The sequence below is a fragment of the Proteus sp. G2609 genome (assembly GCF_963896135.1).
Lineage (GTDB): Bacteria > Pseudomonadota > Gammaproteobacteria > Enterobacterales > Enterobacteriaceae > Proteus > Proteus mirabilis.
The window spans coordinates 30,359-41,725 of sequence record NZ_CAWQNB010000013.1; the positions used below are offsets into that span (position 1 = coordinate 30,359).

The following is an 11,367-nucleotide window of genomic DNA, read 5'->3' on the forward strand; positions in this document are numbered from 1 at the left end:
CTATTTAAGAAAACGACTGACAATAAAATGGTTTGATATAATAAACAAAGCGGGAAAACATGATGTTTTCCCGCTTTGTTTTGTCAGTCAATACTTCTGGCTATATTAGCTATTTTCACATGACATAAAACGACGTGTATCTGGTAACTCACCATGTTCTCTAAATTTAGCTGGTGTAGTGTTGAAGTGTTTTTTAAAGATACGAGTAAATGTTGCTTGGGAACTAAAGCCATACATCAAAGCAATATCTAAAATGGACATGTCTTTTTCTTGTAAAGACTTTGCTGCTTCCAATAAGCGACGTTTACGTACATATTCGCCTAATGTGCAACCTTTAAAATCTTTAAAAATACGTTGCAAATGCCACTTCGAGTAGCCACTTTTATTTGCAATCGTATCAATCTTTATACCCTCATTACGTTGTAACTGAGTTTCTAACCATTTCAGAATATCATTAACGACATTTTCAGCCATAAAAACCTCCCACAATAGGTGGGGACATAGTGCCCAATTAAATAGAATAGTAACGTATGTTATTTGTAATCTATTTTAAGCATAGAGGAAATAATAGGTAGGCAAAAAGTGCTTTTTATGATTGATAATCATTATCAAAGCAATAGAGATAAGTAATAAACAATGATTGATAGATAGTCTATCAAAAAGAAAGTGATAAGTTTTATAAAATTGGCGCATTTTATTTTATTGAATTTACTCTATTATTTAACAATCGCTAAATTTTGTTATAGCTGTTGTTTTGCAGACTGTTATATTTTTTGATAAAAAATCAATTAAATCATTGATGAAGATGTATTTCAAATCCAATTTTATTGGTTGAAATCGTTTTTTTAATGATTAATATTTCTAATTAAAATAAGTATTGATACTTGGTTGTTTAAGGTGCTTTTATCAATATATAGAGGCTAACATAAATCTGTCAAAAAACGGTTATTGCATAGGGGGGATTGTAGACAGGAGCAGAAGATAAAAGCAGATATGCTAAATAAGCTCACTCGCAGACAACGGGAGACACTCTGCGAGTGAGACGAAAGATTTTTTATAATAAAAAATGCTCTCTTACAATTTCACGACCAATTTCAATCGATGCTGTTGCGGCAGGAGAAGGGGCATTACATACATGTAATGAACGTTTGCCTTTAACAAAGTGAAAATCATCGACTAATTTTCCTTCGCGAGTTAAAGCTTGGGCGCGTACACCTGCCGGGCCAGGGTGAATATCTGCTTCACGTAGAGCAGGAATAAGCTTTTGTGCATTTTGGGCAAACAGCTTACGTGAATAGGAACGACGTAATTCGGCCATCCCTTCACCTAAATAATTTCCGGCTATTTTCCAAAATCCTTTATAGGTTAGTACTTCAGTGAGATCTTTTAAGTCAATATCACTTTTCTTGTAGCCTTCACGTTTAAAGGCTAATACGGCATTAGGGCCTACGTCACGATGCCCGTTATACATACGTGTAAAATGGACACCTAAAAATGGGAAATCAGGATTCGGCACAGGATAAATAAGATGATTAACTAAATAATTTTTATTTGAGTTGAGCATAAAATATTCGCCACGAAAGGGAACTATCTTCATGCCAGTATCGTAGCCCGCCATTTTTGCTACCCGATCACTAAATAATCCAGCACAATTAATCAGCCACTTTGCGGTAAATTGTGTTGTGGACGTGGTGACTGTTACCGTTTCGTCCGTTTCATTAATCGCATTTACTGCTTGGTTAAAGGCAAATACTCCACCTCGAGCTTGAATGATTTCAACGTGTTTGGCGGCAATTTCCGGATAATTGACAATACCGGCATCAGGAACAAGCAAAGCAGCAATACCATTAACATAAGGCTCTCTGGCTTTTAGCTCGCTCTCGGTCATTTTAATCACTTCAAGGCCATTTTGTATTCCGCGTTGATAGATATTTTCTAATGCTGGTAGCTCTTTTTCATCAGTTGCCACAATCACTTTGCCACAACGATCGTAATAGAGATGATGCTGTTTACAAAAATTGTAAGTCGTGATGTTACCTTGCTTAGCGAGTCTTGCCTTTAAGCTTCCTGGTGTATAGTAAATCCCCGAATGAACAACATTGCTGTTATGGCCACTTTGATGAACGGCGGGGCCAGATTCCTTATCAATCACCAGTACTTTAAGCTCAGGTTGGCTTTCTTGTAATGCACTGGCAACCCCTAATCCTACTAATCCTGCACCGATGATAATTACGTCATAAGTCATAATACTACCCATATAATCCAGTATAAGAGTTAATTTTTTTCTTGTTGTAAACGCTTTAACTTTCCACGTACATTGGCTAAATGAAGACGCATTTTGTGGCTAGTTTCATCACTATCTTGTTGTCTTATTGCTTCAACAATAGCTTCATGCTCTGCAATAACACGCTCAGTTTCGGCAATACGTCCTTTATTTTGGCTTAAGGAATACATCAATACGCCAAGATAAAGCTCATGTAAGTTATCGAGGATGCGCACGAAAAAAGGATTATGTGAAGCAACCATAATGGCACGATGAAATTGATAATCTTCTTGATGACCAATGTTGTTGTTTTTCTGCGTGGCTAAGATAAAGGCCTGATGTGCTTGCTCTATCGTCAGCAATTCTTCTGGTGTTCGACGTAAAGCGGCAATGGCTGCCGCTTCATGTTCAATGACCTCACGCATTTCAAGCAGTGATTCAATTTCTTGAGGACAAGCAATTTCCATCACAATAGGTTCGTATTTACTCAAGATAGAGTGGTCAATAACGCGTCTACCGCCCCCTTGGCGTGACGTAATAATGCCACTCGCTTCTAATACCCCTAATGCTTCTCTGATGGGAACTCTGCTAACGCCAAAGGCGTCAGCGAGTACATTTTCAGACGGTAGTTTTTCACCAATAGGATAGGTCCCGTCATAAATATTTTGCTTAATTTGATCAAGAATTTGTTGCGACGCTTTTTGGCGTGAGATCTTTTTTATCATCTAGTTTTCTCCAGATACTTGCCCTACATTGACCAGCTGTTTTTTAGAGCGCAACAGATGGAAAGCGCCAGTAAGTAAGATCAACGCCATACCTAATAAATCGGTATATAGTCCGGGCTTAATCATTAAAATAGCGGCCGCTGCAAAGGCGATACGTTCAAACCATGTTGTTTTGATTATCCAAAAATTCGCAGTGGCAATACTTAGTGCATAAATTCCCACTAATGCACTAATGACCATTAACCCGATAGAGATAACACTTAAATTATCACCTTGCATCAGTAATGCAGGGTTATAAACCAAAATAAAAGGAATAATAAAACCAGGGAGTGCTAAACGTACCGCATCCCATGAAGTTTGCATCGGATCGGCTCTCGCAATACTTGCTGCCGTATAGCTCGCTAGGGCGACCGGAGGAGTAATATTGGATAACGCGCCAAACCAGAAGACAAAGAAATGCGCTGCTAAAGGCATCACACCGGCTTTAATTAAAATAGGTGACACTGTAACGGCAACCACGATATATAGAGCAGTTGATGGTAAGCCCATACTTAATACAATACAGACTAACATCACAACCAGTAAGATCATCCATAATGTATTGTCAGTCATAGAGACAATATTAAATGCTAAGGTCGCACCGATACCGGTCATGGTAACAACACAAATAATCACACCAATGGCAGCACAAGCGATAGTCACTTGTACCGAGCCACGAGCCGCTTCTGCTAAAGCATCAGCCACTTTAGTTAATGTCATTCGTACCGTTTTATCAGGTGTTAGCCAGCTGGCAACAATAATGGTTAATATACCAAGAAAACCCGCATAAATAGGGGTTTTACCCATTAATAGCGTGCCAATTACAATAATTAAAGGTAATAGTAATAAACCGCGTGCTTTTAATACCGCTTTAACTTGTGGAATATTCTCTTTGCTAAGTCCTTTTAAACCTTGTTTTTTCGCTTCAATATCAATTGCCATGATCAAGGCCGCGTAATAGAGCAACGCAGGAATAATCGCGGCAATAACAATCGTGGTATAAGAAATTCCCAAAAAGCCCGCCATAATAAAAGCTGCCGCACCCATAATTGGTGGCATGATCATTCCACCTGTAGATGCAGTAGCTTCAACGGCACCCGCAAAACGTGATGTTAAGCCAATGTTTTTCATTAATGGAATGGTAAAGGTTCCCGTAGTGGCTACGTTGGCGACCGCGCTACCACTTAATGAACCTGTTAATGCTGATGAAATGACGGCAACTTGAGCAGGTCCCCCACGGCGACGTCCCGCCATGGCTAGCGCTAAATCATTAAATAGTGCTGTGGCACCACTAACACTTAAAAACGAACCGAATAAAATAAATACCACGATAGCGGTAGAGGCAGTAGAGAGTGTAATACCAAAAATACCTTCACTGGTCATAAATAAACGATATAACAGTCTCTCTACAGAAAATCCTGCATGACCAAAAATACCCATAAAGTATTGGCCAAATAGGGCATAGATAATAGCGAATGTGGCTAGGCTCGGAATAAAATAGCCCGTTGTTCTTCTTGCTGCTTCAAAAAGAACAATAATGCCAAGAATTGCCATCGCATAATCCATTGTGTTGGGAATGCTTTTTCTTACCACATGGAGATCAACATAGTTAAAGAAAAAATAGCCATAGCTGATTAATGTTAAAGCGATAAACAGATAATCCCAGCCATTAAATTTTGCGGTAGAAAATCGTTTAGAGAATGGAAATAAAATAAAACCAAGGATCAAAATACCACTAAGAAAAATAGTATTACGATAAAACTCTTGGGTGTTGGATAAGGCATTAGAGTAAATAGCATACAACGAAATGAATATCGCCAGCGTGGTGGTGATTTTTAAATAGATACCGGTAAGGTGACGAGTGCCTGAGCTAGCTTCTTTATCTAATGCTGGTGGCTCTACCGGAGTTAGGTGGTCATTATTAGTCATAACTCACTCCTGTTATTTATTATTAGTTTGCGTTTGAGCTTCAGGTGGAATTAAATAGTCAGGGATATCTAATCCAATTTCTTTGTAATAACGATAAGCTCCAAGGTGTAATGGCACAGAAACACCTTTTAACGCATTTTCGGTGGTGATGTATTTTGCAGCACTATGTACTTGATGAACTTCTGGTAAGTTTTCAAACATGGTTTTAGTCAATTCATAAACTAACTGGTCATCAATACTTGTGGTTGTCATTAAGATATTAGGTTGTGCAATGGTGTTTACTTTTTCTGCTTGGCGAGGGTAGGTATTTGCTGGTATTTCAAAGCGAAACCAAGAGTTAGCAATATGATTAATATCATCAAGTTGCTTATCAGTCACTTCAAGTAATTTGGCATTAACACCACTGGCATACATATCGGTAACCGCAGAGGCGGGAACACCCGCAGGTAATGCTCCCCCATCAAGGCGTCCATCACGCATTGCTGAAACGGTATCTCCATAACCAAGATATTCAGGAGTGATCTCTTTTTTAGTTAAATTCACACCTTTAAGAATGATAATGGTCGATTGTTCAGTGCCACTGGCTTGTGGCCCGACAGAGAAGCTGGTGGCACGAATATCATCCAATGTTCCTGTTTTTACTTTGTCATTCATTAAGACAAAGTGCTCTACATTTGGCCAAAGCATTGATATAGAACGTAGATTTTTTTCAGGTTTGCCTTCAAAATTACGCACACCTTCGTAAGCTTCCACAGCTAATAGACTTTGTAGAATAGAAAGCTGAGCTTCGTTTTGTTGCATTAAATAGATATTTTCAATTGAGCCAGCAGAGGACTGCCCTGTGACTTGTATTCCTCTATCCTTGAGGTGGGTGCTCCAAACATTGGCTAAACCGACTCCCATCGGGTAATAAGTTCCTCCTGTTGAGGCCGTTGCTACAGAGAGAAATTGCTTATTGGCATTCTCTTTTTTGCCGATCATTGCTAGTGATACAACAGCAATAACAGCAACAATACCGATGGCAAGCTTTGTTTTTCTTATTCTCATGATGTTGTTCCTGTACATAAAAACGCAGGTGAATATTTCACATCAACTTGTATACAACATGACAACTTTTATAGGTAAAGGAAGGTTACGAAATTGTGAACTGGGTTGATTAATTTGATACGTGAATGTAACAAATTGTGATCATGATGGTAATTATGTAAATTATATTCATAATTAAGGGGTTTTTATCAAGAAGACAGAGAAAATATCGATAATTTGGGGTGTTTGAAAAATAATTCACTAAAAAATAAATTAATAATAGATTTTATAAAATAAATAACTATTTACATTAAAGGAATAAATAAGAGCAGAGAGGGGCGAGAAAACAATAATTAACGGGTATGGCTAACGAATAAATATCAAAATTAGTCAATTAAAGATAATAAATAATTAAAAATTATTATTTTATAATGAGATGGAGATTACGCCATTGGCTATTAAAATAAATACTCCTGACCACACTAAGGCTGAAACAGCACTTGTTAGATAAATACCATAAATGGGGAGTTTTAATAAACCTGCGCTAAAAGGCGTAAGGTAGCGAAACACAGCTAAAAAGCGTGAAATAAAAAGAATAAAGAATGCTTTATTTTTTAACAGTTGTTGTATACGTAAGATCTTTGTTTGATAGCGGGTAACCCATTTATTTAAGCGAGGGAAATAATAAATGGAACGCCCTAACTGATAACTCGCTATAGATCCTAATAAGGCACCTAAACTAGTTGCTAACCAAAGTAAAATAGGCGAATGGAAGGGCAAGCAAACCCCAAATATTAAGATCAGCATTAACGATGCGGGAGGTAAAAAGGATGAAATACCAATAGTAGATTTTCCCGCAGTGAGTAGGGTAATAGTAAAAAATAAAGCGATAGGAGAAACATGACTTAATGTGTCAAGCATTGAATGGAGTATTTCCATTTTATTCTCCTTTGATAATATTTTGCCCCTTTAGTATAGAGTGCATCTTTATACCAGACTGTCCGTTAGCCTAGCAAAATTTAATGGTCAGAAAAAGTAAGTCAAGAGCTTGTAAATAAAATGCCCCTCCATTTTAATGACTAATCTGTTAGCTGGAGGGGCTTATTACTAAATAATTAAATTATAATTAATGTGCTTCATTAATTTATCGTTATCACGATAATCAACAGGAATGGCTAACACAGCAGGACCATCAACAGCTATCGCTTTACGTAAGGTTTCACGAAGTTGAGATGCGCACTCAACAGAAAATCCTTTAGCACCAAAAGATTCTGCATAGTGTTTAAAATCAATGGGACCAAATTTTACGCCAGAAGGACGGCCATATTTTACCTCTTCTTGCATCTCCACCATATTATAAGCATTATCAACCCAGATAATATGCAATATATTGGTATTAAGACGAACTGCGGTTTCTAGCTCCATTGAAGATTGCATAAATCCCCCATCACCAGAAACAGAGATAATTTTATCGCAAGGACGTACAAAAGAAGCGCCTATTCCCCAAGGTAATGCAACTCCCATGGTTTGTTGACCATTAGAAATTAGCATTTGTCTCGCTCTAAAACTATAAAGGTAACGTGCAAGCCAAATATGAAAACTCCCCATATCAATACAAAGAGTGACATCGTTATCAATGATATCTTGCATTTCATGTATGATAGTTAAAGGATGAATAGGTGTGCCTTGTCTAAAATAACTATTTTGTTGCAAAATTTCCCTTTGCTGACGTATTTTCTCTAGTATTCCTTGGCTCTGATTAGACAATTGTAATTTTGAATTAGGCTGGTGAGTTAATTGTTGCGTTAACTCATCCAGTGTTAATTTAATATTGCCTGTTAATTCTAAGGCAGGGCAGTAAGCTAAATCGATTTCAGCTTGGATCTCATCAATATGGATAATATTGGCATTATGACTGTTCCATAAGGAAGGCTCATACTCAATCGGGCTATAACCTAAAGTGATAACTAAATCAGCGTGTGCCAGTAATTCATCCCCTGGCTGATTATTAAATAAGCCAATTCGCCCGGCAAAGAGTGGAAAATGGCGATGAGCAATAGCCCCGGCAGATTGATAAGTACCTACAATAGGAACAGGAAAAATATCAAGGAAATTTTGTAAGGCAAGAGCATTTTCCGGATCGCTGGCTTGAAGCCCTATTAATATCACAGGGTTTTTCGCTTGTAATAATAAGCTGATCGCTTCTTGAATTGCACTATCACTCGCGGCACCTAAATTAGGTTTGGATTTAGGTGTTAATAATGGGCTATCTACCTCATTATTGAGTATATCCATTGGAAAGGTTAAAAAAGCCGAGCCGGGACGACCTGATTCCGCATGACGAAAAGCATTGGCTAACGTCTCTGAAATTGATTGTGAAGAATCAACTTCAGCACAAAACTTAGTGATTGGGTTAAACATTGTTACTGTGTCCATACTTTGATGAACCAGTTTAAGTCTATCCGTAGATTTAACTGAGCCTCCTAAGGCAACTAGAGGATCACCTTCTGATGTAGCTGTCGCAATGCCCGTTGCTAGATTAGAACAACCGGGACCAGAAGTGGCTATCGCCACACCCGCTTTACCGGTTAAACGTCCTACCGCACCCGCCATAAAAGCCGCATTGGCTTCGTGACGCACAACAATAGTTTTAATTGTTGAATCAACCAAAGAATCAAAAACACGGTCAATTTTGGCTCCGGGGATCCCAAAAACTTGTTTAACACCATGTTGTTCTAATTGCTTAACCACCAAGTCAGCACCGCAATTCCAATGATGAGAGTTCATAAAACCTTCTTTAAGTTTGCAAGTGAATGAATAAAAACAGAATGACCTTTAGGAATGATTACTTTCAGTTTTCGGCTTGTTCTATTGCCTGATGAAGGTCATCGGGCATTAAATTAGCTTCTAAGAATGTTGATTGATGAGGTAAGTCAATAGTAAAACGAGAGATAACACCGATTTGTAGGGTGCCTTTTTTTAATTGATAATCAAGTACATGGCCACCACCTTCACGTTGGTGATTAATATAATGCTCATGAAATCCAGCAACATTAAGGCCTTGAGTAAATTGCGGGGAACGAAAGCCGGCAATAATACCCATTTCATCGTGAAAGGTAAAAATAGGCTGATTTTCAATGGCTTCTAACATGGGTACATAAGGAGGCTCTTGACGTGGCACTGTACGTGTTTTAACTAATTCAAATTCGCCTTCAATTTTGATGGCACAAAATAGATTATCGGAAGGGACATATTGGTTAATAATATTGTGAACCTGTTGTTGAGAGACAGGATCTGAAAACTGATGTGTAATATCAGGTTTAAAGAATGTCATTACAGCAAAAGGCGATCCTTGATCTGGACGGGCTTCTCGCGCACTGCCATCTGAACGTAATTGAAAAACGTTACTATCAAAGGCTACCAATTCGCCATCAAGATGATTAAAAGTACCTAAACCAAAATCACCATGCTTTAATAAATCAGCAATAGTAACATCACTATCATAAACACCAGCAATAAGACTACTCATTAAAGAATTTTGGTAGATAGTACATTCTGGGTGTTTATTAATATAATGATTTAAAGAAGTTATTATTTCTTGGGTGCAGTTGCAGGAACTATGAGTATTTTTATGGTTGTGGGTGATATCACTATTATCTCGCTCGATATGGTTAAAGCTAGTTTTCATAATGAAGCAGATCCTTATTTATTTAGATAGACATTCATCAACTATCAATTTCATTATTAGCCCTATAGGTAAGATTTTCAAATGTTTTAATTGATATTAAAAAAGATGTGATAATCATAGAGAGTGAGATTAAAGCTATTTAATTGTTTTTTATGAATTTAATTTTAAGTGTAACTTTATTAAAAAAAAATTAAAAAAATATCAATGTTATTGATGAGGTTGATTTGTTTGTTTCCATGAGAAACTATAAATTAATGGAATTATTTTAAGCGATTATGAGTAATCACAAGGAAATTAAAGAAGAATTTAAAGAAAATGGATATTAATAGTTTTTTATTTTCATTGTGATTTATTAGAAATATATTTTTAGTTATAAATAATAAAATTAATTTTATTAAAATTTAAAAAAAGATTAATTTTAATAATTATTATTTAGGAGGAAGTTAGAGTTATCAAGAAGGATAAAAGTGTTACAAAATGTAACTTTTAATTCCAGGTAAACAGAAATGTATCTATATATGTAAGATTGCTGTTGTTATTATGTAAGTTGTTAATTTTCATTTGTCATTATATATCAACAGATTATGTTGATTTTTTTACATTTATGATCGGTATTTCCGATCGATGGTCTGATTATGATAGGTTTTATCTATTATATTTCACTTAATTGATCGATTAAAACGTTTTTACTAAGTCTAATTATGACAATATAGTAATAAAAATTTTAGTTAAGTAGAGGGTAAAGTAAGAAAAAGGAATGCTTTCACAAATGAAAAAAGATGATAATAATAGCGTTAGTATGTCGGATTTTTTTAATAAAAAAACAGGGTTGTTTATAAAGTATAAAAGGAAAGAGTTAGGTTTAACAGGACAGGATTTAGCGATCATATTGAATGTTAGTCAGCAACAAATTTCTCGATATGAAAATGGAACTACAAATATTACTGTTACCTTACTTAATAAAATACTGATGATATTGGACTCATCATGGAGTGAGTTTTTAACATTTAATGAATTAACTGATAGGTATTAATTCTGATTTAATTGTTGTTAATTAATATTTAATATATGGGGAAGTTTAAATGAAAAAATTATTATTACCTTTAGTCATGAGCAGTGCATTATTTAGTGGATATACATTAGCTAATACTGGTGAAGTTCAATTTATTGGTGCGGTTACGTCGGAAACGTGTGATATTGATACAGAAATTGGTGGTTTAGTTAAATCAACAATCGATTTGGGTAAAATGACCACTGCAGATACCAATGGTAAATATGTTGAATTTGAATTAGTCCCTCGTACGGATGAATGCCTGAAAAAAACCAGTGGCCAAGTTGGTTGGCAAAGTGCAGGTTTTACTAATTCAGGTCTTGCTAATATGAAAGGTACTGCCGGTGGTGTATCTATTCAATTAACAGCGATTAATTCAACCACACCTAATCAGGATGTAACTTATAATAACCAAAGTGTTGATTTTGGTAATGGTAATGATCCAATTGGTAATATGAAATTTAAAGCAAGAATGACAGCAACGGCAGGTCAAACTGTTACAGAGGGTACTGTAATTTCAAGCGCAACTTATGCAGTAGCTTATAAATAATGTTTCATTATTTAATTTTATAATGTCTATTATCAATGTAGTTACTTTTATTTAATTATTCTAATAATAGTTATTATTATGCTCTATTTAGGGTGC

At 36.2% G+C, this 11,367-nt stretch carries 10 protein-coding genes; 2 read left to right on the plus strand and 8 right to left on the minus strand.

What is annotated here, in order from left to right:
* Window positions 1-105: 105 nt before the first annotated feature.
* From AACV01_RS04500 to budA, 8 genes are all read right to left on the minus strand, one after another.
* Window positions 106-474, minus strand: a complete 369-nt coding sequence (locus AACV01_RS04500) for a helix-turn-helix domain-containing protein (protein ID WP_004242629.1) — start codon at window positions 472-474, stop codon at window positions 106-108.
* A 580-nt stretch (window positions 475-1,054) separates the two neighbouring features.
* Window positions 1,055-2,257: an L-2-hydroxyglutarate oxidase gene (lhgO, locus tag AACV01_RS04505; protein WP_004242630.1), complete on the minus strand. Its 1,203-nt coding sequence runs from the start codon at window positions 2,255-2,257 to the stop codon at window positions 1,055-1,057.
* 17 nt (window positions 2,258-2,274) lie between these two features.
* Window positions 2,275-2,988, minus strand: coding sequence for a FadR/GntR family transcriptional regulator (locus AACV01_RS04510; protein ID WP_004242631.1), 714 nt, complete (start codon window positions 2,986-2,988; stop codon window positions 2,275-2,277).
* Window positions 2,989-4,956, minus strand: coding sequence for a TRAP transporter permease (locus tag AACV01_RS04515; RefSeq protein WP_004242632.1), 1,968 nt, complete (start codon window positions 4,954-4,956; stop codon window positions 2,989-2,991).
* A gap of 12 nt (window positions 4,957-4,968) precedes the next feature.
* The gene (locus AACV01_RS04520) at window positions 4,969-6,003 is read right to left on the minus strand and encodes a TAXI family TRAP transporter solute-binding subunit (RefSeq protein ID WP_004242633.1); all 1,035 of its coding nucleotides are present in this window, start codon (window positions 6,001-6,003) and stop codon (window positions 4,969-4,971) included.
* Between the two features lie 405 nt (window positions 6,004-6,408).
* Window positions 6,409-6,921, minus strand: coding sequence for a DedA family protein (locus AACV01_RS04525; RefSeq protein WP_004242635.1), 513 nt, complete (start codon window positions 6,919-6,921; stop codon window positions 6,409-6,411).
* Window positions 6,922-7,089: 168 nt separating this feature from the next.
* The gene (alsS, locus tag AACV01_RS04530) at window positions 7,090-8,769 is read right to left on the minus strand and encodes an acetolactate synthase AlsS (RefSeq protein ID WP_124724794.1); all 1,680 of its coding nucleotides are present in this window, start codon (window positions 8,767-8,769) and stop codon (window positions 7,090-7,092) included.
* Between the two features lie 64 nt (window positions 8,770-8,833).
* A complete protein-coding gene (gene budA, locus AACV01_RS04535; RefSeq protein ID WP_036894824.1) occupies window positions 8,834-9,670 on the minus strand; it encodes an acetolactate decarboxylase in 837 nt (278 codons plus the stop codon).
* 769 nt (window positions 9,671-10,439) lie between these two features.
* Here budA and AACV01_RS04540 point away from each other — a divergent pair.
* Both AACV01_RS04540 and AACV01_RS04545 read left to right on the plus strand, forming a co-directional pair.
* Complete coding sequence (locus AACV01_RS04540) at window positions 10,440-10,703, plus strand: helix-turn-helix domain-containing protein (RefSeq protein ID WP_004247955.1); 264 nt, start codon at window positions 10,440-10,442, stop codon at window positions 10,701-10,703.
* A 49-nt stretch (window positions 10,704-10,752) separates the two neighbouring features.
* Window positions 10,753-11,271, plus strand: coding sequence for a fimbrial protein (locus tag AACV01_RS04545; protein WP_004247956.1), 519 nt, complete (start codon window positions 10,753-10,755; stop codon window positions 11,269-11,271).
* The last annotated feature ends 96 nt before the right edge of the window (window positions 11,272-11,367 follow it).

What these genes read in the sequence shown, in the direction of transcription:
- AACV01_RS04540 (WP_004247955.1), top strand. Translation starts at nt 10,440, where the DNA reads ATGAAAAAAGATGATAATAATAGCGTTAGTATGTCGGATTTTTTTAAT.
- lhgO (WP_004242630.1), bottom strand. Translation starts at nt 2,257, where the DNA reads ATGGGTAGTATTATGACTTATGACGTAATTATCATCGGTGCAGGATTA.
- budA (WP_036894824.1), bottom strand. Translation starts at nt 9,670, where the DNA reads ATGAAAACTAGCTTTAACCATATCGAGCGAGATAATAGTGATATCACC.
- AACV01_RS04510 (WP_004242631.1), bottom strand. Translation starts at nt 2,988, where the DNA reads ATGATAAAAAAGATCTCACGCCAAAAAGCGTCGCAACAAATTCTTGAT.
- AACV01_RS04515 (WP_004242632.1), bottom strand. Translation starts at nt 4,956, where the DNA reads ATGACTAATAATGACCACCTAACTCCGGTAGAGCCACCAGCATTAGAT.
- AACV01_RS04520 (WP_004242633.1), bottom strand. Translation starts at nt 6,003, where the DNA reads ATGAGAATAAGAAAAACAAAGCTTGCCATCGGTATTGTTGCTGTTATT.
- alsS (WP_124724794.1), bottom strand. Translation starts at nt 8,769, where the DNA reads ATGAACTCTCATCATTGGAATTGCGGTGCTGACTTGGTGGTTAAGCAA.
- AACV01_RS04525 (WP_004242635.1), bottom strand. Translation starts at nt 6,921, where the DNA reads ATGGAAATACTCCATTCAATGCTTGACACATTAAGTCATGTTTCTCCT.
- AACV01_RS04500 (WP_004242629.1), bottom strand. Translation starts at nt 474, where the DNA reads ATGGCTGAAAATGTCGTTAATGATATTCTGAAATGGTTAGAAACTCAG.
- AACV01_RS04545 (WP_004247956.1), top strand. Translation starts at nt 10,753, where the DNA reads ATGAAAAAATTATTATTACCTTTAGTCATGAGCAGTGCATTATTTAGT.